Genomic DNA, 26007 nt, shown 5'->3' on the forward strand with positions numbered 1-26007 from the left:
GACGGACCCGCACCCGACAGTCAGCCCCGCTGCGCGAACCCATCAAGCACCCGCAGAAGCATCCGCTCGAACACCGCCTCCAGGTCGATCGGCCCCGCGTCCTCCAGGAACGCCGCCGCCATCCGCGGGTACGCCCCGCTCGCCACCTGCCCCCCGAGATACCCGGTCCGCATCGCGCTCTCCTGCTCCTCCGACCACGGCAGGGACCGCGCCCGCTCGGCCGTCGCCAACTCGTTGCCGACGTACGTGGTCACCAGGCCGTTGAGCATCGCGATCAGCTCGAACTTCGTGCCGTAGGGGGCGTCGAACGAGTCGAGGCAGGTCAGACAGTGTTCGAGATAGCGCAGGGCGTTGGGGCTGAAGCCGTAGACCGGGGACATCAGCCGCAGTAGCCAGGGATGGCGGTACATGAGGGCGCGTGTCTGGTGGGCCACCCGGAGCATGTCGGCGCGCCAGTCGCCCGACGGCTCCCACAGTTCGTGCTCACCGCTGATGGCGTCAACCATCAGCTCGTACAGGTCCTCCTTGCGGGGGACATAGTTGTAGAGCGACATCGTGCCGCAGCCGAGTTCGGCCGCGACGTGCCGCATCGAGGCCGCGTCGAGCCCCTCCGCGTCCGCGATCCGCACCGCGGCAGCCGCGATGTCGGCGCGGCTGTACGCAGCCTTTGGACCCCGGCCCGCACGTTCGGGACGCGTCCAGATCACTTCGGGTACGGCGGCTCGGCCGGCCATTGATCATCACCTCGACCACCCATCGTAGTTACGTACGCCGTACGTAATGCGCTACGGTCGCCGCATGACTACTACGTACGCTGTACTTAGTGATGGGTTGGAGAAGTCTTTCGGCGAGGTCCATGCCGTGCGCGGGCTGGACCTGGCCGTGGCCGAGGGGTCCGTGTGCGGGCTGCTGGGGCCGAACGGCGCGGGCAAGACCACGGCCGTGCGGCTGCTCACCACACTGCTGCGGTCGGACGCGGGCTCGGCCCGCGTCGCAGGGCACGACCTCGTACGGGAGCCGGCTGCCGTCCGGCGCCGGATCGGTGTCACGGGGCAGTACGCGTCGGTGGACGGGGACCTCACCGGCCGCGAGAACCTACGGCTGTTCGCCCGGCTGCACCGGCTCAAGGGGCCGGCCGTGCGCGCCGACGACCTGCTCGACCGCTTCGGGCTGACGGAGGCCGCCGACCGGCCCGCGTCCACCTACTCGGGCGGGATGCGCCGCCGCCTCGACCTCGCGGCGAGCCTGGTGAAACGGCCCGAGGTGCTCTTCCTCGACGAGCCCACGACGGGACTCGACCCCGCTGCCCGCAACCAGATCTGGGCGGCGGTGCGCGGGTTGAAGGACGAGGGTACGACTGTCCTCCTGACCACCCAGTATCTGGAGGAGGCCGACCAACTCGCCGACGACATCGCCCTCGTGGAGCACGGCCGGGTCGCCCACACCGGATCTCCCGCCCAGCTCAAGGCGCTCATCGGCTCATACGCCGAGGTCATGGTCGCCGATACCGGCGCGCTGCTGGGTGCGGCCGGGATCCTCGCCCAAGTCGCCGGTTCCACACCGGTGTTGGACCGCCACCGGCTCACAGTCGGCGCGGTCACCACCGACCCGACGGTCACCCTTCCCCGGCTGGTGCGCGAACTCGACGCCGCGGGCGTGGCGTTGCTCGACGTGAGTCTGCGCCCGCCGACCCTTGACGACGTGTTCCTCCGACTGACGGAGCGTAAGGAGCTTGCAGCGTGAGCACATTGGCCTCCCGCCCCTCCAAGGCTTCCGCGACCACCGCGATCTCCGCCCTGGCGTACGACGGAACAGCCATGCTGAGCCGGCATCTGCGGCGACTGCGGCACAACCCGGGGCTGCTGATCCTCACGCAGTCCATGCCGATCACCATGCTGCTGTTCTTCGGTTACGTCTTCGGCAGCGCCCTCGCGATACCCGGCGAGGACTACCGGGCCTTCCTGGTACCGGGGTTGCTGGTGGCGACCGCCGCCAACGGCATCATGACGGGGATGTTCCAGGCGGCCCAGGACACCCACCGGGGCGTGATGGACCGGCTCCGTACGCTGCCGATCAGCCGGGCCGCCGTACCGCTGGGTCAGGCTCTCGCCGACCTCGTGGTCACCGCCGCGGGGACGGTGCCCTTGCTCCTCGTGGGGCTCGCGGTGGGGTGGCGGATCGAGGGGTCGGCGCTGCGGGCGCTGGGTGCGGTGGGGTTGTTGCTGCTCTTCCGGTTCGCGACGACGTGGATCGGGATCTACCTCGGGCTGCTCTCCCGGAGCGAGGAGGCGGCCGGTCAGCTGGGCGGGGCGACCTTCCTTCTGCCGCTGCTGTCGAACGCGTACATCCCGACGGACGGTCTGCCGGGCTGGCTGCGGATCCTGGCCGAGTGGAACCCGATCAGCGCGGTCGCCACGGCGATGCGGAGCCTGTTCGGGAACGCGCCGGTCCCGGGGGACGGCGCGTGGCCGGTCGTCCACCCTGTCGCCGGGTCGCTGGCGTGGTGTGTGGTGCTGATCGTGGTGTTCCTGCCGCTTGCCGTACGGCGGTACGCGGAGGGCGAGGGGTGAGCTTTCCACCCACCCGTATCCGGCGCGGGCCCGGGCATCTCAGCTGGGCCGGGCCATTCCGGGGTTGAGGACGAGGCCCGTTCAGGGCCGCAGGGAGTCTGGGGGGGCGCAGCCCCCAGGTTCAGGAGGGGACGGGTAGGGGCGGCGGGGGCGAAAACCCGACATGATCGCCCGCATGGAACCCCTCCCCCTCACCAGCCTCACCGTCGTCACCCTGGAACAGGCCGTCGCCGCCCCCTTCGCCACCCGCCAGCTCGCCGACCTCGGCGCCCGCGTCATCAAGGTCGAGCGGGTCGACGGCGGCGACTTCGCGCGGGCGTACGACACCGCCGCGCACGGTCTCGCCTCGCACTTCGTGTGGTGCAACCGAGGGAAGGAGTCCCTCGCCCTCGACGTGAAGGACCCCCGAGGGCTCGCCGTCGTCCAGCGGCTGATCGCGGACGCCGACGTGTTCGTGCAGAACCTCGCCCAGGGCGCCGCCGCCCGCCTCGGCCTCGACGCGGCCACCCTCTGCGCCGCGCACCCCCGGCTGATCGCCGTGGACATCTCGGGATACGGGCCGTCGGGACCGTACGCCGGCAAGCGGGCCTACGACATGCTCGTGCAGTGCGAGGCCGGGCTGGTGTCGGTGACCGGGACGCCCGAGCAGCCGGTCAAGGCCGGGATTCCGGCGGCGGACATCGCGGCCGGCATGTACGCGTTCTCCGGGGTGCTGGCGGCGCTCGTACGGCGGGGCGTGACCGGGCGGGGCGGACCGGTGGAGGTGTCCATGCTGGACGCGCTCGCCGAGTGGATGGGGCACCCCCTCCACCACGCGATGCACGACGGCACTCCCCCGGCGCGCACCGGTCTCGCGCACGCTGTCATCGCCCCGTACGACGCCTACGCGACGGCGGACGGCGGGCGGGTGCTGCTGTCGGTGCAGAACGACCGGGAGTGGCAGCGGCTGGCCGAACAGGTGCTGGGGCGGCCCGAGTTGGGGTCCGATCCGGGGTACGCGACGAACGCGGCGCGGGTCGGGAACCGGGAGCGGACCGACGCCCACGTGGCCGCGGCCCTCGGCGCGCTGGAGGCCGACGAGGCCCTGGCGCGGCTGGAGGGGGCCGGGATCGCGTGCGCGCGGCTCAGGGACGTACAGGAGGTGGCGGAGCATCCGCAGCTCGCGGCCCGGGACCGGTGGCGGGAGGTGGGGTCACCGGTGGGGCCGTTGCGCGCGCTGCTGCCCCCGATCACCCTGCCGGGCGGCGGCGAGGCGCGGATGGGCGATGTGCCCGCACTCGGGGAGCACACCGAAGCACTGCTGCGTGCCGTGGGGATGACGGGCGAGGAGATCGCAGCACTGCGCCGGGACGGTGTGGTCGCCTGAGTACGGGCAGGGAACGACGGGGCGAACGACCGGACGGTGGACCGGAGTCGGTGGTGAACCGTGGACGGCGTGGGGACGCCGACACGGTCCGCTCAGCGCCCGCCGAACAGGGTGCGGCTCAGACGGCGCAGCGGGGCGAAGAGCGAGAGCCTGCTGACCCGCGCGCCAAGATCGCTGCGCTGCTTCACGGTGTCCCGTGAGGTGAGTTCGCGCATCAGCGAGGTCGCCTCCGCCGTCTCACGCTGAGGGACGGCGGGTCCCGACAGCACCGAGAGATGGCGGTCGAGGCGCGCCTTGGTGGCGCCGCTCCCGCACGTGATCGCAGGGACGCGCGCCCTGCTGTGCATCGTTATCTGTTCCATGTCACTCCCCACCCGTACGAGTCCACCCGGCCCGGGCAGGTTAACCCTATCGCTCCCCCGGGGCACTCGTGTATCTCGGTCACAGGATTCACCTTCCCCACAAGGGTGTTGATGATTACTCTCCGAATCCAACCGATTCCAGGGCGAGTTGGACAACTGGTGCGCTGGTGGGCTGCTCTGAGCCCCCGTCGGGTTCAACGGTCACAGCGAGTGATGTGGCCGACTTGTCGAGACCGGTAGCGACCAAGGGCGTGTCGCCCTTGAAGAGTCCCAGGGAGCGCGGTTGCACATCAGGGCGCATGAGCCACAGTTGGTGCACGCGGTCGCTCGGCAGCTCCCCGTACCCACTGAGGGTCACGACCGCGCGCCCCTCGGACGCGGAGGCGATCGCGGTGATCCCCTGGCCCCGCGCGTCCCGGTCGGCGGTCGCCCGCGCGTCGGGAGCCGACAGAACGTCGGCAATCTCACGTGCCTGGGCCTGCGCGGCTTCCAGTTTGTCCTGGGTCTGCGTGTTCTGCACGGCGAACAGCGCGGCGACGACGAGGGCGGCTGCCGCCGTGAGCGTGGCCAGCGGGGCGAACATGGGGCGCATGCGGGGCGCACGGCGGACCGGTGGCGGCGGTTCGGTGCCCCACACGTGCGCCGGCAACTGATGGCTCCGCCTGCGGGGCGCTTCGGCGGAGCGGCCGGGGGCGCGCGCCGGGGAGTGGCCCGGTGACTCCTGCGGAGTCGCGCGTACGGCGGACAGGACCCGGTCGCGCATGGCGAACGGAGGCTGCGCGGCCGTGGACCAGGCCAGCCGGACCGCGTCCTCGGACAGCAGGCGCACCTCGGCGGTACAGGCGTCGCAGCGGGACAGGTGTTTCTCGAAGCGGCGCCGCTCGTCGGGGTCGAGGGCGTCGAGGGCGTAGGGGGCGGCGAGCGAATGGAGATCCTCGCGGCGGAACAGTCTGCCGAGCATGCTCATGCGACGCCTCCCAGGCATTCGCGCAGTCGGGTCAGGCCGTCGCGCATCCTTGTCTTCACCGTGCCCAGCGGGAGCGAGAGCCGCTCCGCCACTTCACGGTACGTATAGCCCTCGTAGTAGGCGAGGGTGACCGACTGGCGTTGCAGGGTGGTCAGCCGGTCCAGGCAGCGGCGCACCCATTCGCGTTCCATGCCGGCCTCGACCTCTTCGGCCACGTGGTCGAAGGCGGGCCGGTGGGAGCGCTGGGCCTCGCGCTGCTCGCGTTCACCGGCCGCACGGGCGCTGCGCACCCGGTCGACGGCCCGGCGGTGCGCGAGCGTGAGTATCCAGGACAGGGCGCTGCCCTTCCTGGGATCGAACCGCGGTGAGGAGCGCCAGAGTTCGAGCAGGACCTCCTGGGACACCTCCTCCGACTGCGCCGGGTCCCGCACCACGCGCCGCACCAGCCCGAACACCGGCCCGGACACGATCCCGTACAGCTCTTCGAAGGCCTTCTGGTCGCCCCCGGCCACGAGCACCAGAAGCTCGTCCGCTCCCACCCGCGTCCCCTCTCTATGGCCGCACACGGCCCCTCCCCGCTCCATCACGCTTGTCACCGTCACCTTAGGCATTCGAAGCGAACCCGGCTTCGGATGGGTACGGATCTGCTGCCCTCGAATCGCGGGTCGGTCGCGTCCCAAACGTTTTCAAGAAAATTTTCAGATTCGACCAATCCGCCTCGGGGAGGGCTCCGAATCCCCGTCGTCAGGCAAGTTGACACGGTGAGGACGGACGGCATGACGACAACCATCTCCAAGGGCGGCGCGCGGCGCAGGAGCATCGCGACCCTCATTTGTGGCGCGCTGGCCACCGGGGGGCTCGCGGCCGCCGGCGTCACCGCGCTCGTACCGGGTACGGCTACCGCTTCCAGCCACCGCGAGGCTCCGCTGATCTCGGGCACGCCCCAGTACGACAACACGGACGTGTACGCGTTCGTGAGCCCGGACAAGGCCGACACGACGACGATCGTCGCGAACTGGATCCCGTTCGAGGAGCCGGCCGGCGGCCCGAACTTCTTCCAGTTCGCGGAGGACGCCCAGTACGACCTCCACATCGACAACAACGGTGACGCGCAGGGCGACCTCCTGTTCCGCTACACCTTCAAGACGCATGTGAAGAACAAGAAGACGTTCCTGTACAACACGGGCGCGGTGGAGAGCCTGGACGACAAGGACCTCAACATCACGCAGACGTACGACATCGAGCTGATCAAGCTCAAGAACCAGTACGTCCAGTCGAAGACGAAGATCGCCGACGATGTTCCGGTCGCTCCGTCGAACGTCGGCAAGGCGTCGATGCCGGACTACGCAAAGCTGCGCAACCAGGCCATCCACAAGCTGACGAACGGTTCGACGACGTTCGCCGGCCAGGCCGACGACCCGTTCTTCCTCGACCTGCGCGTCTTCGACCTGCTGTACGGCGGGAACCTCTCCGAGGTCGGCAACGACACGCTCAAGGGCTACAACGTCAACTCGATCGCGCTCCAGGTGCCGACGCACATGATCGTGGAGTCGTCGAAGCAGCCGATCGTCGGTATCTGGTCGACGACCCAGCGCAAGAACGCCCGCGGTAACTTCGCGCAGGTCTCGCGACTGGGCATGCCGCTGGTCAACGAGGTCGTCAACCCGATCGGTGACAAGGACAAGTTCAACGCGTCCTCGCCGTGGGAGGACGCCCAGTTCCTGAAGAACGTGACCAACCCCGAGCTGCCGAAGCTCATCGAGGCGATCTACAAGATCCCTGCGCCCGCCGAGCCGCGCAACGACCTCGTGGACGTCTTCCTCAAGGGTGTGAAGGGTCTCAACCAGCCGCCGTACGTGACTCCGTCGGAGCAGCTGCGTCTCAACACCTCGATCGCTCCGGCCAAGAAGCCGAAGCGGCTCGGTGTGCTCGACGGCGACAACGCGGGCTTCCCGAACGGCCGCCGCCTGACGGACGACGTGATCGACGCCTCGCTCCAGGTCGTCGAGGGTGAACTGCTCGGCGCGAAGAACGACCTCGGCGACGCGGTCGACAAGAACGACAAGAAGTTCGAGAACTACTTCCCGTACGTGGCTCTGCCGACCGAGGGTTCGCGTGGCCCTCTGGCCAAGGGCACGACCGGCACCAATGACGTCCGCAGCCAGCTCGGCGACGCGCTGCAGCCCGCCGGCACCTCCGGTGGCACCGACACCGTGCTGATCGCCGGTTCGGCGGCGGCCGGTGCGGCCGGGTTCCTGCTGATCACCGCCGGTGTCGTGTGGTGGCGCCGGAACATGGGGAACCGGGCGTACTGACCCGCGGTCCGTTCCCACCCCCACCAACTGGCGCGGCCCGTTTCCATCCCCACGGCGCGGGCCGCGCCGCACTCCCGTCGGCTCCCGGCCCCACCCGGGTGGTCGGCCCCCGCTTCCCCCGCAGATGACCCGCCCAGGAACCTTGAGGAGAGGGCATGCCCCCGCGTACGAACGACAACGCACCGGACCGCGAGCAGGCGCCGCAGGCGCCGCTCCCGCGACCGGGCCGTGAGCTCGGCAGCCGGCCGACCGACACGGCGGGGGCGCCCGGGAACCTCGGCACGGAGGGTGCCGCGGGCACCGGTGAACACACCGGCGCGGCGCTGCCCGGCCAGGGCGGGACGGACATCGGCGCCCCCACGGACACGGACGCGCCTGGCCTGAGCGAACCGGCCGGCTCCGCCGAGACGGACAAGTCCGGACCGAGCGCCGGTCCCACGGGCGCGTCGCGCCCCGTGTCGGCCGCCGAGCGGAACAGCTCCGAGCAGCCTTCCGGAGCCCTCACCGCGTCCAGCGACGATCACTCCGACGTACGGGCTTTCCCCGTGCCGGAACCGACCGGCACCACGCCGGCCGGCACACCCGCGGGAACACCCTCGGCGGCCACGGCCGAGACCGACAAGTCCGGGCCGGGCGCCGCGGCCCTTGCCGGGTCCAGCACCGGTCGCTCCTCCGTGACGGATGCCGAGGGCGCGGCGGCTCCCCGGGAGACCCTGGCGGCCCAAGCCGCTCCGGAGACCCGGAAGGCACCGGAAACCGACGTCGCGGCCAGCACCCGCGAGTCATTCGCCGCCTCGACCACCGACGCCTCGCCCGAGAGGGCGGGCGGCATGGCTGCCGAGCACACACCGGATGTCTCCCCCGACCAGTCGTCCCCCTCCCCCGGTACCGGTGCCCCCGCCTCCGACCCCGACGAGCGGGTCGCCGCGGTTCGGCGGCTCGGGGAGTCGTCGCGCCGGTGGCGGGCGGTCCAACTCGGTGCCTGTGCCGCCGCGTTGGCGGTGGCGTTCTCCGCCGGGGCCATGGTGCTGGGGGCCGTTCGGGACGGAGGCGGGACCACCACGGTCGCGTCGGCGTCGGCCGCGATGTCTCCCGCGCTGCTCGCGACCGGGGACATCGACGCGAGCATCGCCTCGCTCCAGGCCCATCTCCGGGCACAGCCCAGGGACTTCGGCAGCTGGGCCACTCTCGGGCTCGCGTATGTCGAGCAGGCCCGCACCAAGGGCGATCCTTCCCGGTACCCGCAGGCCCAGCAGGCCCTGAACCGGTCCCTGGAGCTGAAGCCCGACAACGATCCCGCTCTCGCCGGGCGCGCCGCCCTCGCCGCCGCCCGCCATGACTTTCCCGGCGCCCTCACATACGCGGACCAGGCCCTCGCGCAGAACCCCTACAGCGAGCGCGCCCTGTCCACCCGTATCGACGCCCTGGTCGAACTCGGGCGCTACGACGAGGCGTTGAAGGCCACCGACGAGGCCGACGCCAAGCGGCCCGGGGTGCCTGTCTTCACCCGGTTCGCGTACGTGCGTGAGCTGCGCGGCGAGGTCACCACCGCCCGGCGTGTGCTGGAGCAGGCGCTCGGCTCCGCCGCCTCCCGCGGGGACATCGCGTACGTGGCCACCGCTCTGGGGCAACTCGCCTGGAACCAGGGCGAGTACAAGTCCGCCCTGGAGTACTTCGCCCGCGCCCTGGCCGCCGACGACGCCTACCTTCCGGCGCTCGAAGGCCGCGCCCGCGCCCAGTTCGCCGACGGCGACCTGGCCGGTGCGATCAAGGGCTTGGAGGACGTCGTCTCCCGCTATCCACTGCCCGGCCCGCTCGTCGAACTCGGCGAGCTGTACGAAGTGCGGGGCGGTGATGGCGACTTGGCCAAGGCACGCGCCCAGTACGCGCTCGTCAACGCCTGGACGGCCATCGCCCGCGCCAACGGCGTCAACGCCGACCTGGACACCGCACTCGCCGCCGCCGACCACGGCGACCGGAAGTCGGCGCTGCGCGCGGCCCGCGCAGAGTGGGACCGCCGCGAGACCGTACACACGGCCGACGCCCTCGCGTGGGCGCTGCACGCCAACGGCCAGGACGAGGAAGCGCTCCCGTACGCCCGCCGCGCCACCGCGACCGGCTATCGCAGCGCCTCCTTCCTCTACCACCGCGGCATGATCGAGCAGGCCACGGGCCACGCGAAGGAAGCCCGCGCCTCGCTCTCCGCCGCCCTCGAACTCAACCCCGGTTTCTCCCCGTTGGGCGCCCGCAAGGCCCGTACGGCTCTCAAGTCCCTGGAGGCGGCGAAGTGAAGTCCCGTCGTTCGGCCGCCGCCGGTGCCGCCGTGTTCACGGCCGCCTGCGCGCTGGTGCTGGTTCCCGCCTCGGCCGCGAGCGCGCATCCGCTCGGCAACTTCACGGTCAACCGGTACGACGGTCTCGTCGTGGCCCCCGGGCAGCTGCGGGTCGCCCATGTCGAGGACCTCGCCGAGATCCCGGCGACCCAGGCCAAGCCCGACATCGAGAAGCTGGGCCTGACCGACTGGGCCGGGCAGCGGTGCGCGACAGCAGCGCGGGGGAGCAGGGTCACCGTCTCGGGCCGGGCCGTCACGCTGTCCGTCGGCAGTGCCAAGGCGAGCGAGCGGCCCGGACAGGCCGGCCTCGACACCCTGCGGGTGGAGTGCGAACTGACGGCCGCCCTCCCCGAGGTCGCCGAAGGGGACACCGTCGCCCTCGGCTTCCACAGCGCGGGCAGCGAGTCCGGGCCGGGCTGGCGGGAGATCACCGCGCGCGGCGACCGGATGACGCTCGCCGAGTCCGACGTACCGCAGAAGTCGATCTCCGGTGAACTGACCAGCTACCCGCAGGAGTTGCTCTCCTCCCCGGCCGACACCGCGACGGCCGTCCTCCAGGTGGGCGCCGGCGGCCCGGCCCTCACCGAGGGCGGCGAGCAGGCGGCACCGGCGTCCTCCGTCCTGCCGCGCGGCGCCGACCGGTGGACGCGCGCCCTGGACTCCCTGGTGGCCCGGCACGACCTCACGGTCGGCTTCGCCGCGCTGGCCCTGGTCATCGCGGTCTTCCTCGGCGCCATGCACGCGCTCGCCCCGGGCCACGGCAAGACCCTGATGGCGGCCACGGCAGCCGCCAGGGGTGGCAAGGCCCGTCTGCGCGACGTGATGCCGCTGGCCACCTCGGTGACGGTCACCCACACGCTGGGCGTGGTCGCCCTGGGCCTGCTGGTGACGGCCGGTTCGGCGGCGGCCCCCTCGGTGGTGGCCTGGCTGGGCGTGGCGAGCGGTGTGCTGGTGACGGGCGCGGGCCTGACCCTCACCCGGCGGGCCTGGCGCCGGCGCGCACACGAGCGCTCACACCTCGCCGCCGATGCGCACCCCCATGCGCACCCTCATCCGCACGACCACGGTCATTCCCACGACCCCGGCCACGGCCACTCCCACGGCGACGAGCACTCCCACGGTCACGGTCACTCCCACGATCACGAGCACCCCCACAGCCACACCCACGCCGCCGACAAGGCACCGGAACGCCAACTGGTCCTCGCCCACGCGTCACACGCCCACGCGGACACCTCAGCAACACCCGCACCCGCCTCAGCTCCCGCACATGTGCACGACCACGGGCATGAGCACGATCAGGGCCACACCCACAAGCCCCACGACCGCAAGCACCAGCACCAGCACGACCGCACCACCCTCGAACACACCCACGGCGGCTTCACCCACACGCATGACATCGCGCCCACCCTGCGAGGCACGATCCTGCTCGGGTTCGCCGGTGGGCTGGTGCCGAGTCCGTCGGCCGTGGTCGTGCTGGTCGGGGCCGCCGCGCTGGGCAAGGCGTGGTTCGGGTTCCTGCTCGTGCTGGCGTACGGGGTCGGGCTCGCGCTCACCCTCACGGGGGCCGGGTTCCTCGTCGTGAGGCTGGGGAGTGGGGCGAACCGGCTGCTGGACCGGCGTCCGGCGCTGGCCGGCGGGCCGGTGGTCGCACTCGTTCGGCGTACCGCGCCGCTGGCGTCCGCGTTCCTCGTCGTCGTATTGGGTACCGGATTGGTGCTCCAGGGAGCGGCAGCCGCCTTCGGCTGAGCTACTTTTGGGAAGAAATCAGGCGGAGAACAGAAAACCGGCGTGCAACAAGACGGATCCATGAACGCGTGGCCGCGATGGAGGGACGTCCGTGTCCGAAGAACCGGGCAGTGAACGTGTGATCGCGGGACGCTACCGGCTGCTCTCACCGCTCGGCGAGGGCGGTATGGGCACGGTGTGGCTGGCCCGCGACGAGGTGCTGCACCGCGAGGTCGCCGTCAAGGAGACGCGCGCGCCCTCCAGACTGCCGACCTCCGAGACCGAACGGATGTACGCCCGACTGGAGCGCGAGGCCTGGGCCGCGGCCCGCGTCTCCCACCGGAACGTCGTGACGGTGTACGACGTGGCGACCGACGGTGGCCGGCCCTGGATCGTCATGGAGGTGGTCCGCGGACTGTCGCTCGCCGATCAGCTGGACGCCGAGGGGCCGCTGTCCCCGCAACGGGCGGCGCACATCGGCGCCGAGGTGCTCTCCGCGCTGCGGGCCGCGCACGAGGCCGGAGTGCTGCACCGGGACGTGAAGCCGGGCAACGTGCTGCTGTCCAACGACGGCCGGGTGGTGCTCACCGACTTCGGGATCGCGACGGTCGAGGGCAGTTCGGCCCTCACCATGACGGGCGAGCTCATCGGCTCCCCCGAATTCCTCGCTCCAGAGCGGGCGTTGGGGCGTACCCCCGGCCCGGAGTCCGACCTGTGGTCGCTGGGCGTGCTGCTGTACGCGGCGGTCGAGGGCAACTCCCCCTTCCGGCAGAACACCCCGCTCAGCACCCTGCGCGCCATCGTGGACGAGGAGTTGCCGCCGCCGCTCAGGGCGGGGCCGCTGACGCCCGTCATCGAGGGGTTGCTGCGCAAGGATCCGGCCGAACGTCTCTCCGCCGAGCGGGCCGAGCACGATCTGCGGATCATCGGAGCGGGAGGGACCCTGCGCGCGGACGACGTCCAGCCGGGCCCGTACCCGCCGACGACCGCGGCGGCCTTCCCGCAGTATCCGACGACGACCCCTGGGCCGATGCCCGTTCCCACGGCGGGGACCCGGCCCGTACCGCCTTCCGCGGACACGCGCCCGACCACCCGCCCGGCCGGACCTGATCGCAACCGCCGGGCGGCCGTCGTCCTGGTCGCCGGCCTCGCCGCCGTCGCACTGGCGGTCGCCGGACTGACGTACGCGCTGCTGAACCGCGACAACGGCGGGGACGACACCGGTGCCGACGCCGGCAGCAGCACGCAACAGAGCAATGCCGGTACGGGCGGGGCGAGTTCGCCGAAGAACAGTCCCAGCGACTCCGGCGAGGAGAAGAGCCCCACCCCGAGCAGCAGTGACAGCGGCAGGACCTCACAGCCGGCGCAGACCGTCGAGGTCCATGTCGCCGGTGAGGGCACCGACTACTCGGGACCTTGCCCGCCGCCCCAGGCCCAGGCGCCCGCCTTCACGGCGACGTTCACGGTGGGCAACGTGCCCACGAAGGTCTCCTACCGGTGGGTGACGGAGACGGGCGAGGCGCCGGAGCAGGGGTGGCGGACGCTGTCGTTCTCGGCGGACGGCGGGAAGACCAAGGACACCAAGGTCTTCGTGACGACGTACGACGAGAGCGGGACGATCGAGAACGCGATCGGGGTGGAGGTCCGCGACCCGGTGAACGTGAAGTCGAACTCCGTGCAGTTCTCCGTGGCGTGCGAGAAGGAGACCCCGACGGACGAGGTCTCCTCTCCCACTGCCACTCCCTCCGGTACGCCCTGAACCGGCGCCGGTCAGGCGGCGCTGGTGAACGCCGGCAGATAGCCGCCCGACTGGCCGGCGGCCGTCGGGTGGTACGACTCTCCGATGCTGAGCAGGTTGAGGCTGTGCAGCCACGAGCTGCCCGAGCAGATCTCGTGACCGGTGAAGGCCGACTTGACGTCACCGAAGGTGAAGCCGTGGTCGGCTGCCCTCTTGGCGAGTGCGCTGTTCAGGTATTCGGACGCGCTGTTGATCGCGGACCGCTTGGCCTCGGAGAGCCCGAGACAGGCCTGGCCGAGCTTGTAGAAGCGCGGGTAGCCCAGGACGACCACATGGGCGGCGGGCGCCCGGGAACTGATGGCGCTGTACACGGTGTCGAGCTGACCGGGGAGCGTCGAGTCGACGTACGCCCTCGCGGTGTTGATGCGGGCGACGCAGGAGCTGTCGGACTGGAGCACACAGGTCGTCATGACGTCGGCGAAGCCCGCGTCGTTGCCGCCGACGCTGATCGAGACGAGTCCCGTGGAGGAGCTGAGCGGGGCCAGCTGATTCGCCAGAACATCACCCGTTCGAGCGCCCGAGCAGGCGGTGAAGTTGAAGCTTGAGGGTGAATGGGCGGCGGCCCAGAGGTACGGGTACGCCTTCGTGCTGCGCTTGCAGTCGCCGCTGGAGCCGATGTAGCTGCCCGCGCCGACCCCCGAGGAGTAGGAGTCACCGAGGGCCACATAGCCGGTGGGGGCGGCGAGTTGGGACGCCTGCGCCGACGCGGCCCCGGTGAGGGCGATGCCGGCGGCGAGGAGGAGCGAGATCATGTATGACGTGATTCGGGAATGTCTCATGAAACCTCCATTAGCAGGATCTCTGCCACAACGTTCGTATCAACTACGCGTGTTGACCGGAAGTGTCCATGCCAAGACTTTTGCATCCCTAAAGGGCCCGACCACCCCCGCCCACGTTGCGTTCGATTACCTGTTCATGACATGCATGTGACAAGCCGTCCAACCTCTTGAGTAACTCCCGTTCATCACCGAGTCTTTACTTCGGCCCGGACGGAACGCGACGCTCCGGGCTGTGTCCGCACCAGCGGGCACCCCCCACAGACGCGCCCCACCCAGGCGTGTGCTGCCTAAGAGGAGGACTCCCTCGTCATGGCACAACTGCGCAGCAGGAAGATCAGGACCGCCGCGACCACCGTCGTCGCAGCCGCCGCTCTCGTCGGCGGATTCACCGCACTCCCCGCCCAGGCAGCCCCGGCCCCCGCCGAGGGCAAGGTGCTGGCCGCCGGCTCCCCCACAGCCGTCAAGGACAGCTACATCGTCACGCTCAAGAAGACGGCGGGCCTCAAGTCCGCGTCGAGCGCCGGCAAGAGCCTGATCAAGGAGTACGGCGGCACGGTGAAGAAGACGTTCAGCACCGCGCTGAACGGTTACTCGGCCACCCTCTCCGCCGCCGAGGCCCGCAGACTCGCGGCCGACCCCTCGGTGGCCTCGGTCGAGCAGAACCAGACGGTGCACCTCGACGCCACGCAGCCCAGCGCCCCGTGGGGCCTGGACCGCATCGACCAGGCGGCGCTTCCCCTGTCCGGCACCTACACCTACCCGGACACGGCGGGCGCCGGCGTGACGGCCTACGTCATCGACACCGGCGTACGCATCACGCACTCCCAGATCAGCGGCCGGGCCACCAACGGCTACGACGCCGTGGACGGCGACACCGTCGCGCAGGACGGCAACGGCCACGGCACGCACGTGGCCACCACCATCGCGGGCTCGACCTACGGTGTGGCCAAGGCCGCGAAGATCGTGGCGGTCCGCGTGCTCAACAACGCCGGTTCCGGCACCACGGCCGGTGTCGTCGCGGGCATCGACTGGGTGACCGCGAACCACAGCGGCCCCTCCGTCGCCAACATGTCGCTCGGCGGCGGCGCCTCCACCGCTCTCGACACGGCTGTCGCCAACTCCATAGCCAGCGGCGTGACCTACGCGGTGGCGGCCGGCAACAGCAGCGCCAACGCCTCCTCGTACTCTCCGGCCCGCGTCGCCTCGGCGATCACGGTCGGCGCCACCACCAGCACGGACGCCCGGGCCAGCTACTCCAACTACGGCTCGGTCCTGGACATCTTCGCCCCGGGTTCCTCGATCACGGCGGGCTGGTACACCAGCGACACCGCGACCAACACGATCTCGGGTACGTCGATGGCCACTCCGCACGTCGCGGGTGCGGCGGCCGTCTACCTCGCGGGTCACACCTCGGCCACCCCGGCCCAGGTCGCCACCGCCCTCACGAGCGGCGCCACCACCGGTGTGGTCACCAGCCCGGGCAGCGGCTCCCCGAACCGCCTGCTGAAGCTCGTCCCGTAACACCCGTCCCGCATCGGTAACCCGCCCTACCTGAACGGCAGTTCCCCGGAGGCAGCCGGCGCCTCCGGGGAACTCGTTCGTTCACCCCCTCGTCCCCCTCCGGGAAACGTCGTGTACGCATTCGGGGAACGCCTCGCAGAAGCTCCGCGTCTTGACTCGCCCGTCCCGCTGCGCGACATTGAAGCCCGGCATCCGGCGCGTCGGGGGGCAAAGTCGCCAATGCAGACCATACGCATCAAGCCACCTTCGTCAGGGAGCGGATCGGACGACGGTGAGCCGTCGGAACAGAGGCCCGGAAAGGACCTGTTGCCGCTGCTCGCAGGCGTGGCCGTGGCCGTCGCGGCCATCGGCGCCGTCCTCGCGCTGACCGACACCGCCTCACCGCTGCGCGGCCCCCTCACCCTGTTCTTCCTCCTCGCCGCGCCGGCGGTCGCCGTGGGAGCCGCGCTGCGCGGACTGGAGCCGTTCGGCCGGATCGTGACATCGGTGGCGGCGGCGGTCGCACTCGATCTCCTGGTCGCCCAGGGCATGCTGGCGACGCACCGGTGGTCGATCCGCGGTGGTGTCGTGGCCGTGACCGTGATCAGCGCGCTGATCCTCCTGCTGGTACTGGCAGGGCGACAGCGCGGCCGTACGGCGAGAAGACGGACCCTCTGACGTGGCTGGTGACGTGGCTCGACATCTGACACCCGACGTGACCCTCACCGTGCACCGGCCCGGCGAACTGACCGCCGCGGACCGGGCCGCCTGGACGGCGCTGCAGGCCAAGGCGCATCTGCACGGCTCACCCGAACTGGCCAACCCGTTCCTGTCCCCGGAGTTCACGCTCGCGATCGGCCGCTGCAGACGCGGCGTACGCATCGCGGTGCTCCACGAGGGCGGGGAGCCCGCCGCGTTCTTCCCGTTCCAGAGATCAGCCGCCGGCGTCGGCCGGGCGATCGGGCTCGGTGTCTCCGACTCCCAGGGGCTGGTGCACCGCCCCGGATTCGACTGGGACGCACAGGAACTGCTGCGCGCCTGCGGGCTCTCGGTGTGGGAGTTCGACCATCTGGTGGGAGGCCAGGCGCCGTTCGAGGCCGGGGTCTCCGGCACCTTCCCGTCCCCGGTGATCGACGTCGACCAGGGGTACGAGACCTATCTGGCCGGACTCCGGACGCGCTCACCCAAGTTCACGCGCACGACGCTCGCCAAGGAGCGCAAACTCGGCCGGGACGCCGGTGAGATCCGCTACGTGCACGACGAGCGCGATCCCGAGGCGCTGACCAGGCTGATGGCCTGGAAGTCCGCCCAGTACCGCAGGACCGGACGCAGCGACCGGTTCGCGCACCCCTGGATCACCCGGCTGGCGCAGCAACTCTTCCACACCCGTTCCGACCCGTTCGCAGGCATCCTGTCGGTGCTCTACGCCGACGGGAAGCCGATCGCCGCCCACTTCGGGCTGCGCACGGAACGCGTACTCGCCTGCTGGTTCCCGGCCTACGACCCGGCGTACGCGAAGTACTCGCCGGGACTGATCCTGCATCTGCGGATGGCCGAGGCCGCCGCCGCCGACGGGATCGCGTACCTGGATCTGGGCCGCGGGCAGAAGGAGTACAAGGACTCCCTGAAGACACGTGAACTCCTCGTCTCCGAGGGGTGGGTGACACGTCGTCACCCGGTGGCGGCCGGACATCGCGCGCGGCGCGCTCCGGTCCGGGCGCTGCGCAATGTGGTGCTGTCGCGGCCGGAGCTCTTCGAGCCGGCGGACAGGGCGCTGAAACGGATGGGACAGCTCCGTTCCAGAAATCGATCAAAGTAGTTGCGTAACGGTCAAACCAACAAAAACGTGAGACCTCGTTCCAGGTCTTGCCATAAGGGCGCAATCGTCAATACCGTCATACATCTCACCCGCATCGGTACGTCGTCCTGTGACTCAGGGGAGGGCTCAGGGTCCACGACGGCCGTCGGAGCGGGACGCGGTAGGGGGGTGCCGTGCTCGGTGGACGTACGTCTCACCGGGCCGTGCCGCGAAACCGACCACCGGGTCATGGTGTTCGGTCAGCTTTGCCAGCTCACCCGGCATGTACCGAGACAGCCAGAGACCGATACGGAGAATCCATTCGGCATGCCGTGAGTGAGAACCCCCCTTTCGAACCGGACACATCACCGGGCCGCCCAGGGGCGGGCGGTCCACCGGACGAGAGGGACCAGACTCATGAGTTCCGTTCTGCGACCGGCGATACCGGGCCAGGAGCCCGCGATCGCCGACCGGCAACCGATCACGGCCGACGTGTACCGGCCGATCTCCTCCCACCTGGCGATCACGCCACCGGTGAGTGTGGTGATCCCCGCCATGAACGAGGCGGAGAACCTGCCGTACGTCTTCAAGACCCTGCCCGACTGGATCCACGAAGTGGTCCTGGTCGACGGCAACTCCACCGACGACACCGTCGGGGTCGCCCGCGACCTGTGGCCCGGCGTCAAGGTCGTCGAGCAGCGGGGCAAGGGCAAGGGGGATGCCCTGATCACCGGATTCGAGGCCTGCACCGGCGACATCATCGTGATGGTCGACGCGGACGGCTCCGCCGACGGCAACGAGATCGTGTCGTACGTCTCCGCGCTCGTCTCGGGCGCCGACTTCGCCAAGGGCTCCCGCTTCGCCAACGGCGGGGGCACCGACGACATGACGCCGATCCGCAAGCTCGGCAACTGGGCGCTGTGCACGGTCGTCAACAAGAAGTTCGGCGCCCGCTACACCGATCTCTGCTACGGCTACAACGCGTTCTGGCGGCACTGCCTCGACAAGATCGACCTCGACTGCACCGGGTTCGAGATCGAGACCCTGATCAACATCCGGGTGGTCAAGGCGGGGCTCAAGGTGCAGGAGATCCCGAGCCACGAGTACCTCCGCATCCACGGCGCGAGCAATCTGCGGGCCGTGCGCGACGGGCTGCGCGTCCTGCGGGTGATTCTCAAGGAGCGCTCCAACCGGCGTGCCCTGCGCAGCCGTTCACACTCCCGCATCCTCAGCGCGAGCCGGGGAGAGGTGTCTTGAACGAGCTCGGCGTCTCGGTTGTCGTCTGCGTCTACACCGAGGACCGCTGGGAGGACATCCTCGCGGCGGTCGCCTCGGTGCGGGCACAGTCGCGGCCGGCCCTGGAGACGCTCCTGGTCGTCGACCACAACCAGCCTCTCCTGGAGCGGCTGGCCAAGGAGTACAAGGAGACCGACGAGGTACGGGTGCTCGCCAACGCGGGGCCGCGCGGCCTGTCGGCCGGCCGCAACACCGGGATCGCCGCCTCGCACGGCGGGATCATCGCCTTCCTCGACGACGACGCCGTGGCCGAACGCGACTGGCTGCGCCACTTCTCCGAGGGGTACGCGGACCCCCAGGTGATGGCCGTCGGCGGCCGTACGATGCCGATCTGGGCGTCGGGCCGCCGGCCGGCCTGGTTCCCCGAGGAGTTCGACTGGGTGGTGGGCTGCACCTACAAGGGGCTGCCCGGGGGACGTGTCAGGGTCCGCAACGTGCTCGGCGGGAACGCCTCCTTCCGGCGTACGGCCTTCGACGCGGCCGGCGGTTTCGCCACCGGGATCGGACGGGACGGCGACAAGCGGCCGTTGGGCTGCGAGGAGACGGAGCTGTGCATCCGGCTCACCCGGGCCAGGCCCGACGCGGTACTGCTCATCGACGACCGTTCGGTGATCCATCACCGGGTGCCCGAGGTCCGCGAACACTTCGGGTACTTCCGCACCCGCACCTACGCCGAGGGCCTGTCGAAAGCGCTCGTCGCCCGAAGTGTGGGTGCGGACAAGGGACTTGAGTCCGAACGCCGGTACACCACCCGGGTCCTGCCCGCCGGGGTCGCGCGCGGTCTGCGCGACGCCCTGCTGGCCAGGCCGGGCGGCGCGGGCCGGGCGGGGGCGATCGTCGCCGGGGTGCTGACGGCGGCGGGCGGGTACGTCCTCGGAAGCCTGCGGGCGCGCCGGGGCGGGGCCACGTTCACGGTGGTGGAGATCGAGAGCGCGGTGCGGACCGAGGGAGGCAGCCCGCGATGACCGACGCACGCGTACCGATCCTCATGTACCACTCCGTCGCCACCGAGCCGAGCGAGGCGACCAGGACCCTGTCGGTGACACCGGAGGCGTTCGCCGAACAGCTGGCGTTGCTGGCCGAGCGAGGCTTCACCCCGCTCACCACCGCAGAGCTGGCGGCGAGTTGGCGATCCGGTCGCCCACTTCCCGCGCGTCCGCTGCTGATCACCTTCGACGACGGCTACGAGGGAGTGCACCGGCACGCGTTGCCGGTGCTCGCCAAGCACGGTTTCCCGGCCACACTGTTCGTGTCGACGGGCTGGCTCAGAGGCCCGTACGACACCGGGGGCGGCCTCGACACCATGCTCGACTGGGACCAGGTGCGCGAACTCGCGGGCAGCGGCGTCGAGATCGGCGGCCACAGCCACACGCACCCGGAGCTGGACCGGCTCGACGACGACGCGCTGCGCTTCGAGCTGACCCGCTGCCGGGACCTCGTCGCCGACCGGCTCGACGCCGTGCCGGCGTCGTTCGCCTACCCGTACGGCTACTCCAGCCGCCGGGTGCGGGAGGCGGTGCGGGCGGCCGGGTTCGCCCAGGCGCTCGCCGTCGGCAACGCTCTGGCACGCCGACAGCAGGGCCCGTACGCCCTGCGTCGGGTCACCGTGCGCCGCTCCACCGGTATCGAGGAGTTCACGCGGATGGCCGAAGGCCGGTCCGTCGCCCGTGACTTCGCCCGGGACCGTGCCCTCACCAAGGGGTACGCCGTGGTCCGCAGAGCACGTCAGGTCCGCCGGAAGGCCATCCGTTCCCGTGTCTGACACGACGACCACACCCGCGACCGAGGCCGCCGGGACGCCCGAGGCCGGGACACCCGAGCGGCGTCCTGGGCGGCGGCTGCGGCTACGGCTTCCCGGCCCGGGCAGCGGCGGGCGGGGCGGCAGCCAGCTGTTCCGCAACGCCTACGCGCTGATGCTCAACACCGGCATCTCCGCCGTGCTCGGGCTCGGCTTCTGGCTGGCCGCCGCCCGCTACTACTCCGAGTCGGCGGTCGGCCAGAGCTCCGCCGCGATCGCCGCCATGAAGCTCCTCGCCGGTCTCACGGCGGTGACGCTGACGGGCGCCCTGGCCCGCTTCATCCCGGTCGCGGGCCGCGCCACCGGACGGTTCATCTTCCGTACGTACGCGGGCAGTTCGGTGATCGTGGCACTGGCCGGCGGCCTCTTCCTGCTCACGCTGGACAGCTGGGGGCCGTCGTACCGGTTCCTGCACGGGCCGGTGCCCGCCCTCGGGTTCGTCGGCGCCGTCGTCCTGTGGAACCTGCTCACGCTCCAGGACGGGGTGCTGACCGGGCTGCGCAGCGCGCTGTGGGTGCCGGTCGGCAACACGGTGTTCTCGGCGGTCAAGCTGGCGCTGCTGGTCGCCTTCGCGGTGGCGATCCCGACGAGCGGTGTCTTCGTGTCGTGGGTCGCGGCGATCGCCGTGTCGGTACTGCCGCTCGGCTGGCTGGTCTTCCGGCGGCTGGTGCCCCGGCACGTCGCGGCGACCGCGGAACACGCCGAGGCGAAACCGCCGACGCCGAAGGAGGTCGGCCGGTTCCTGGCCGGCGACTACACGGGGTCGCTGTTCTCCCTCGCGGTGGTCTACCTGGTGCCGGTGATCGTCGCCTCGCAGGTCAGCTCCACCGACAACGCGTACTTCTACATCACCACCACCATCGGCGGCACCGTCAACCTGCTCGCCATCAACATGGGCGCCTCCCTGACCGTCGAGGGCTCGCACGATCCTGCCCGGCTGGCCGCCAACACCCGGGCCGCGCTCAGACGCATGGCACGGATCATGCTGCCGGTCGCGGCTGTGCTGTTCTTCGGCGCGCCCTGGATCCTGGGCGTCTTCGGCTCGGGCTACGCGGACGCGGCGACCCCGCTGCTGCGCTGGTTCGCGGTCGGCGCGGTGCTGCGGGTCGTCATGGAGACGTACTTCGCGGTGCTGCGCGCCCAGAGCCGCACCGGCCCACTCGCCTGGATGCAGGGCCTGTTGTGCGTCCTGGTGCTCGGTCTGACACTGCTGCTGCTCCCCCGGATGGGGCTGACCGGAGCGGGCGTCGCGGAGATCTCGTCCCTCGCGGTGATCGTCGCGCTCGCCGCGCCCAGGCTGTACCGCACGGTCATGGCGGCGCCGGCCGACGCGGTCCCCGAGGGCCCGGCACCGGACGGGGACCTCGCCGACCTGGGGGCGGGCTCCCGGGGGCGCGGGCAGGGTTGGGCACGTTCGCTGGACTCGGACACGCTCGCGCTCGGCGTCCGCCTCGACTTCGACCACCTGGAACGCCGCCCGGACGTCCGCCCGGGGCCGGGGACTCCGCCCACGGGGACTCCGGCGCCGCGCGCGGAGCACCGGCCGGCCTGGGCCCTGAAACAGGTGGGACCGGAAGCCGTGGAGCTGCCGGCGGAAGGCGGCCCCCGGAAGTCCGCCGTCCCAGCGCGCGTGGACGCCGAACTCGCACGCGCCGTACAGGCCTCCCTCGTACGGGAGTTGCGGAGCCCGCACGCCGCACCCGCCCCGCCGGCACCCCCTCCGCCCACCCTGCGCGCACGGCTGCTGCCCACTGGGCTCGGAGTGGTCCTCGGCGGTCTGCTGATCGCCGCGCTCCTTCTGTACTGGGTGCCCGCGTCCCGCCTCGGCGAGGCCGACCTGGACCGGATGGGCGGGCTCGGGCTGGTCTCCGTACTGCCGCTGCCGACGCTGATCGGGGCCGCACTGCTGGTCGTGGTGTTCACGTCGTTGCTGTGGGGGAACCGGGAGCACCGGACGCTGCTGGCTGTCACGCTGCTCGCGACCGTCGTGTCGCTGCACGCGCTGCCCGCGGTGATCGAGGCCGAACCGCGGTTCGCGACGGCCTGGCAGCACCTCGGGTTCATCGACCACATCGACCGGACCGGGACCGCCGTACCGGACCTGGACGCGCGCTGGAGCTGGCCGGGCTTCTTCGCCGGGGCGGCGTTCGTGGCGAAGGCCTGCGGGGTCGGCGACCTCACCGAGGTCATCCGCTGGTGGCCGCTGACCGTGCAACTCCTTTATCTGGCACCGCTGTTCCTGCTGACGCGCGCACTGCGGGCGAGCTGGCGTGCCAAGTGGACCGGCGTGTGGATCTTCGTCCTGAGCGGCTGGGTGGGCCAGGACTACTTCTCCCCGCAGGGCTTCACCTACCTCCTCTATCTGGTCTTCGTGGCGATCCTGCTGGTGTGGTTCCGGGCGCCGCGGGTGCTGTGGGCGAAGGTGCGGCCCGGCGAGGCCGAGGTCGAGCCGGCAAACCGCCGCCAGCAGGCCGTACTGCTGGCCGTGTTGATCGCCCTGTTCGCGGCTACGGTCCCGGCCCACCAGCTGACGCCGTTCGTGATGCTGGGTGTGCTGGCGGTCCTGGTCCTGATCGGCAGGTCCGAACTGCGGGGCCTGCCCGTCCTGTTCGGCGTCATCGTCGCGGCCTGGGTCGGTTTCATGGCCGAGCCCTACTGGTCGGGGCACTTCGACGAACTCTTCGGCGGGATGGGCGGAGTGGGCGGCAATGTGTCGTCCAGCGTCTCCGGCCGTATCGAGGGCGGCAGTTCGGCGCACAAGCTCGTCCTCTACACACGGGTCCTGCTGGCCGGCGGGGTCATGACCCTCGCCTGCTACGGCTGGTGGCGCCGCCGCGACAACAAGTACCGCGAACGCTCCCTGCTCGTCCTGGCCTTCGTCCCGTTCCTCGGCTTCGGCATGCAGTCGTACGGCGGCGAAATGGCCCTGCGCGTCTTCATGTTCGCCCTGCCCGGCGCGGCCCTGCTCGCCGCGCTCGCGCTCTTCCCGCGCACCGGGGTCACCCCGAAGGAACAGGAGCGGGACCGGATCAGCCTCGCCCCGCTGGCCGCCCTGATGGCGGGCCTGGTCCTCATGGGCGGCTTCCTGGTGGCCCGTTGGGGCAACGAGTCCTTCGAGCGGACGCGTCCCGGCGAGGTCGCCGCGATGAACTACGTGTACGCGCACGACGATCCGACCGTACGGCTGCTGTGGCTGAGCGACGACCTCGTCGACAACGTGACGCCGGCCATGCCGTGGGGCGCCCGGGACATGGAAAAGGTGCGGTACGAGCCGACGCTCGCACCGGCCGACCCGGTGCTGGTGTCGGGGCTGGTGAAGGCGCTCAGGGACGCGGGCCCCCACTCGTACCTGATGGTCAACCGGAGTCAGGTCGTCTATCTCCAGCTGGACGTGGGCTACTCGGCGTCCTGGGAGCACCGGCTGCTCCAGAACCTGGACGGCCGGGACGAGTTGAAGAAGGTGTTCGTCAACTCCGACGTCACGATGTACGCGCTGCGGCAGCAACCGGAGGGCAAGGTCGCGAAGGCGGATCCCGGCCCGATCGGCCCCCAGGTGACGTGGACACCGTGGTCGGTGGTGGGTGGCCTGGCGGCCGTCGCCCTGATCCTGCTGCTCACGGCCCGGGAGGTCGTACGGGTCGCGGTACGGCCGGGGGTCCGGCAACTCCGCTGGCTGCAGAGCAGCTTCTGGTTCTCGCTGCCGCTGCTGGCGGTGCTGCTGGCCTCGCTGGTGCAGCGGTTCCTGACGATGAAGTGACAGTCCCGGGGGCGTGCCCCAAAGGGGCGCGGGGCTGTGCCGATTTGCGGCTCCGCCGCGCGGGCGCGACCAGCCCTCACCGGGCCCGCAGCCAAATGAACCGCACAACCCGCGGAGCGGCGCTCAGCGGCTGATCCACTTCACCTCGTACGCGCCCAACGCGAACCGCTTCCCGTCGACCTGCGCGTCGATCGGCCGGTCCAGGACGTTGACGACGAGGACGGCCTTGTCGTCGGCGAGCACGCGCACGTGGGGCCGGTCGTCCGGGGCCACCGGAACGGTCCGGTACTTCGTGCCGGGCGGGAACGCGGCGCCGAAGCGGGAGACCAGGTCGTACATGGGAAGTGCCTTACCCCCGCCGCCACTTGAGGTGGGCGTCCACAGGCAGCCCGCGCAGTCGGTGCCCTTCTCCTTCTCGGGGTTCCAGTAGAAGCCGGAGGAGGCACCGCCCTTGGCCATCGCGATCAGGCCGGCGGCCTGGACGGCCTCGCGGCGGGTCTCGGACCAGCCCGTCCGGTCGTCGTTGCCGTCGGCGGGTTCGACGTAGTACTCGGCCCACCACAGCGGCAGTCCGTCCGTCCGGGCCCGCACCCACGTGCCGACGGCGGTGAACTTGTCGGTCGCCGCGAACTCGTCCGGCAGCAGTTCGTCGTCCTTGGTGTAGCTGGAGCCGTCCACGACGACGAAGTCGGCGCCCGCCTTGTGCGCGTTCCAGTAGTCGAAGGCGTCGAGGACACGCTGGTCCATGGCACCCCAGGGCCCCTTGAAGGTCGCGGAGGCGTCCGGCTTCTGGCGCGGGTCGAGGCTGTCCATGACGAGATACGGACCGCCCACCATGATGTCCTTGTCGACCTTCTTCAGCGCCTTGTGGACCAGGTTGTACAGCTCGGTGTAGCCCTCGTGGTCCCAGCGCGCCTCGGCGTTGTTCCAGAAGCCCTTGAACTCGTTCCACACGATGAAGTGGCGTACGTCGGGATAGCGCTTGGCGACGGTCGCGGCGAGCGCGGCGAAGTCCTTGTAGTGGGCGCGGTCCGGGGCGGTCTCCAGGGCGGACCGGCTCCAGTCGGTGTTGTCGGAGCCGGGCTTGCCGCCCTTCATCCAGTCCGGGGCGCAGCACAGGGTGACCACCGGGGTGGCTCCGGAGGCGCGCATGAAGTCGATGCGGCGGTCCATCTCCGTGAAGTCGTAACGCCCCTCGACCGGCTCGGGGTTGCCGGCACCCCAGCCCATGATGTGCTGGTTCTGCGGCAGCCCCGCGTCCTTCGACAGCAGCCCCTCGACCCGGTCGACGGCCGACGCGTCGCCCGCGTCCGCGCTGAACTGGGTGTGGGTGAAGCCCCATCCGACGTCCGGCTCCGCCGACCCGGGCGAGGACACGCGCGGTGTGCCGTGCACCTTGTCGCCGTCGCGGGAGGTGCCCGCGGTGCTGCCCCCGTTCGACGGCAGCGTGTTGAGCAGTGTCAGGACCAGGGCCAGCGCGGCGGCCCCCACACCGAGCAGGGCGGTGAGCTGCCACCGCCGAGCCCCCGAATTCCACCCATGACGTCCCATCAAGGGCAACAGTAACGGCGGGGTACGGGCGGAGGGCAGGCCTCCGCTGCGCACAGCCGGGTAACAGAACACGGACGTATCGGACGCGCGGGC

20 protein-coding genes are annotated in these 26007 nt (G+C 71.0%); 14 read left to right on the top strand and 6 right to left on the bottom strand.

Annotation, left to right across the window (positions count from 1 at the left end; genetic code table 11):
- Positions 1 to 20: 20 nt before the first annotated feature.
- Entirely contained in the window at positions 21 to 734 is a 714-nt protein-coding gene (locus tag IEY89_RS07390) for a TetR/AcrR family transcriptional regulator (RefSeq protein WP_189146450.1), read from the bottom strand.
- Between the two features lie 64 nt (positions 735 to 798).
- Between IEY89_RS07390 and IEY89_RS07395 the strand changes: the two genes are divergently transcribed.
- From IEY89_RS07395 to IEY89_RS07405, 3 genes are all read left to right on the top strand, one after another.
- Positions 799 to 1743 carry an ATP-binding cassette domain-containing protein gene (locus tag IEY89_RS07395; RefSeq protein WP_189146451.1) on the top strand — a complete coding sequence of 315 codons (945 nt, stop codon included), beginning with the start codon at positions 799 to 801 and terminating at the stop codon, positions 1741 to 1743.
- 74 nt (positions 1744 to 1817) lie between these two features.
- Positions 1818 to 2570 (top strand): ABC transporter permease, encoded by a 753-nt coding sequence (locus IEY89_RS07400; protein ID WP_229695085.1) that lies wholly within the window; start codon positions 1818 to 1820, stop codon positions 2568 to 2570.
- Positions 2571 to 2733: 163 nt separating this feature from the next.
- Positions 2734 to 3936, top strand: a complete 1203-nt coding sequence (locus IEY89_RS07405) for a CaiB/BaiF CoA transferase family protein (RefSeq protein ID WP_189146452.1) — start codon at positions 2734 to 2736, stop codon at positions 3934 to 3936.
- A 92-nt stretch (positions 3937 to 4028) separates the two neighbouring features.
- Here IEY89_RS07405 and IEY89_RS07410 read toward each other — a convergent pair whose 3' ends face one another.
- The 3 genes from IEY89_RS07410 to IEY89_RS07420 form a co-directional block, all read right to left on the bottom strand.
- Positions 4029 to 4298 carry a hypothetical protein gene (locus IEY89_RS07410; protein WP_189146453.1) on the bottom strand — a complete coding sequence of 90 codons (270 nt, stop codon included), beginning with the start codon at positions 4296 to 4298 and terminating at the stop codon, positions 4029 to 4031.
- Positions 4299 to 4413: 115 nt separating this feature from the next.
- Positions 4414 to 5265 carry an anti-sigma factor gene (locus tag IEY89_RS07415; protein ID WP_189146454.1) on the bottom strand — a complete coding sequence of 284 codons (852 nt, stop codon included), beginning with the start codon at positions 5263 to 5265 and terminating at the stop codon, positions 4414 to 4416.
- The gene (locus tag IEY89_RS07420; RefSeq protein WP_189146455.1) at positions 5262 to 5804 is read right to left on the bottom strand and encodes a sigma-70 family RNA polymerase sigma factor; all 543 of its coding nucleotides are present in this window, start codon (positions 5802 to 5804) and stop codon (positions 5262 to 5264) included. Before IEY89_RS07420 ends, IEY89_RS07415 begins: the two co-directional genes overlap by 4 nt.
- Positions 5805 to 6041: 237 nt before the next feature.
- On the opposite strand from IEY89_RS07420, the gene IEY89_RS07425 reads away from it, so the two are divergent.
- The 4 genes from IEY89_RS07425 to IEY89_RS07440 all read left to right on the top strand — a co-directional run bounded on the left by IEY89_RS07425 (position 6042) and on the right by IEY89_RS07440 (position 13396).
- Positions 6042 to 7580, top strand: coding sequence for a DUF4331 domain-containing protein (locus IEY89_RS07425; protein WP_189146456.1), 1539 nt, complete (start codon positions 6042 to 6044; stop codon positions 7578 to 7580).
- A 155-nt stretch (positions 7581 to 7735) separates the two neighbouring features.
- Entirely contained in the window at positions 7736 to 9871 is a 2136-nt protein-coding gene (locus IEY89_RS07430) for a tetratricopeptide repeat protein (RefSeq protein ID WP_189146457.1), read from the top strand.
- Positions 9868 to 11658: an urease accessory protein UreH domain-containing protein gene (locus IEY89_RS07435; protein WP_189146458.1), complete on the top strand. Its 1791-nt coding sequence runs from the start codon at positions 9868 to 9870 to the stop codon at positions 11656 to 11658. Before IEY89_RS07430 ends, IEY89_RS07435 begins: the two co-directional genes overlap by 4 nt.
- A gap of 91 nt (positions 11659 to 11749) precedes the next feature.
- Complete coding sequence (locus IEY89_RS07440; protein WP_189146459.1) at positions 11750 to 13396, top strand: serine/threonine-protein kinase; 1647 nt, start codon at positions 11750 to 11752, stop codon at positions 13394 to 13396.
- Positions 13397 to 13407: 11 nt separating this feature from the next.
- Here IEY89_RS07440 and IEY89_RS07445 read toward each other — a convergent pair whose 3' ends face one another.
- Positions 13408 to 14214 carry an SGNH/GDSL hydrolase family protein gene (locus tag IEY89_RS07445; RefSeq protein ID WP_189146460.1) on the bottom strand — a complete coding sequence of 269 codons (807 nt, stop codon included), beginning with the start codon at positions 14212 to 14214 and terminating at the stop codon, positions 13408 to 13410.
- Positions 14215 to 14523: 309 nt separating this feature from the next.
- On the opposite strand from IEY89_RS07445, the gene IEY89_RS07450 reads away from it, so the two are divergent.
- From IEY89_RS07450 to IEY89_RS07480, 7 genes are all read left to right on the top strand, one after another.
- Positions 14524 to 15735: a S8 family peptidase gene (locus tag IEY89_RS07450; RefSeq protein ID WP_189146461.1), complete on the top strand. Its 1212-nt coding sequence runs from the start codon at positions 14524 to 14526 to the stop codon at positions 15733 to 15735.
- 306 nt (positions 15736 to 16041) lie between these two features.
- A complete protein-coding gene (locus IEY89_RS07455) occupies positions 16042 to 16392 on the top strand; it encodes a hypothetical protein (protein WP_229695081.1) in 351 nt (116 codons plus the stop codon).
- Between the two features lie 13 nt (positions 16393 to 16405).
- Positions 16406 to 17533 carry a GNAT family N-acetyltransferase gene (locus tag IEY89_RS07460; RefSeq protein ID WP_373287202.1) on the top strand — a complete coding sequence of 376 codons (1128 nt, stop codon included), beginning with the start codon at positions 16406 to 16408 and terminating at the stop codon, positions 17531 to 17533.
- A 396-nt stretch (positions 17534 to 17929) separates the two neighbouring features.
- Positions 17930 to 18769, top strand: coding sequence for a glycosyltransferase family 2 protein (locus tag IEY89_RS07465; protein ID WP_189146463.1), 840 nt, complete (start codon positions 17930 to 17932; stop codon positions 18767 to 18769).
- On the top strand, positions 18766 to 19773 hold the full coding sequence (locus IEY89_RS07470) for a glycosyltransferase family 2 protein (protein WP_189146464.1): 1008 nt from the start codon (positions 18766 to 18768) through the stop codon (positions 19771 to 19773). Before IEY89_RS07465 ends, IEY89_RS07470 begins: the two co-directional genes overlap by 4 nt.
- Entirely contained in the window at positions 19770 to 20570 is an 801-nt protein-coding gene (locus IEY89_RS07475) for a polysaccharide deacetylase family protein (protein WP_189146465.1), read from the top strand. Before IEY89_RS07470 ends, IEY89_RS07475 begins: the two co-directional genes overlap by 4 nt.
- Entirely contained in the window at positions 20563 to 24363 is a 3801-nt protein-coding gene (locus IEY89_RS07480; protein WP_189146466.1) for a lipopolysaccharide biosynthesis protein, read from the top strand. The genes IEY89_RS07475 and IEY89_RS07480 overlap by 8 nt, the downstream gene beginning before the upstream one ends.
- 123 nt (positions 24364 to 24486) lie before the next feature.
- Here IEY89_RS07480 and IEY89_RS07485 read toward each other — a convergent pair whose 3' ends face one another.
- Entirely contained in the window at positions 24487 to 25914 is a 1428-nt protein-coding gene (locus tag IEY89_RS07485; RefSeq protein ID WP_189146467.1) for a GH39 family glycosyl hydrolase, read from the bottom strand.
- Between the last annotated feature and the right edge of the window lie 93 nt (positions 25915 to 26007).

The sequence above is a fragment of the Streptomyces lacrimifluminis genome (genome assembly GCF_014646095.1).
In the GTDB taxonomy this organism is placed as follows: domain Bacteria; phylum Actinomycetota; class Actinomycetes; order Streptomycetales; family Streptomycetaceae; genus Streptomyces; species Streptomyces lacrimifluminis.

Excerpts from the sequence above, each read along its gene's own strand:
- IEY89_RS07390 (WP_189146450.1), bottom strand. The coding sequence starts at position 734 with ATGGCCGGCCGAGCCGCCGTACCCGAAGTGATCTGGACGCGTCCCGAA.
- IEY89_RS07395 (WP_189146451.1), top strand. The coding sequence starts at position 799 with ATGACTACTACGTACGCTGTACTTAGTGATGGGTTGGAGAAGTCTTTC.
- IEY89_RS07400 (WP_229695085.1), top strand. The coding sequence starts at position 1,818 with ATGCTGAGCCGGCATCTGCGGCGACTGCGGCACAACCCGGGGCTGCTG.
- IEY89_RS07405 (WP_189146452.1), top strand. The coding sequence starts at position 2,734 with ATGATCGCCCGCATGGAACCCCTCCCCCTCACCAGCCTCACCGTCGTC.
- IEY89_RS07410 (WP_189146453.1), bottom strand. The coding sequence starts at position 4,298 with ATGGAACAGATAACGATGCACAGCAGGGCGCGCGTCCCTGCGATCACG.
- IEY89_RS07415 (WP_189146454.1), bottom strand. The coding sequence starts at position 5,265 with ATGAGCATGCTCGGCAGACTGTTCCGCCGCGAGGATCTCCATTCGCTC.
- IEY89_RS07425 (WP_189146456.1), top strand. The coding sequence starts at position 6,042 with ATGACGACAACCATCTCCAAGGGCGGCGCGCGGCGCAGGAGCATCGCG.
- IEY89_RS07430 (WP_189146457.1), top strand. The coding sequence starts at position 7,736 with ATGCCCCCGCGTACGAACGACAACGCACCGGACCGCGAGCAGGCGCCG.
- IEY89_RS07445 (WP_189146460.1), bottom strand. The coding sequence starts at position 14,214 with ATGAGACATTCCCGAATCACGTCATACATGATCTCGCTCCTCCTCGCC.
- IEY89_RS07450 (WP_189146461.1), top strand. The coding sequence starts at position 14,524 with ATGGCACAACTGCGCAGCAGGAAGATCAGGACCGCCGCGACCACCGTC.
- IEY89_RS07465 (WP_189146463.1), top strand. The coding sequence starts at position 17,930 with ATGAGTTCCGTTCTGCGACCGGCGATACCGGGCCAGGAGCCCGCGATC.
- IEY89_RS07475 (WP_189146465.1), top strand. The coding sequence starts at position 19,770 with ATGACCGACGCACGCGTACCGATCCTCATGTACCACTCCGTCGCCACC.
- IEY89_RS07485 (WP_189146467.1), bottom strand. The coding sequence starts at position 25,914 with ATGGGACGTCATGGGTGGAATTCGGGGGCTCGGCGGTGGCAGCTCACC.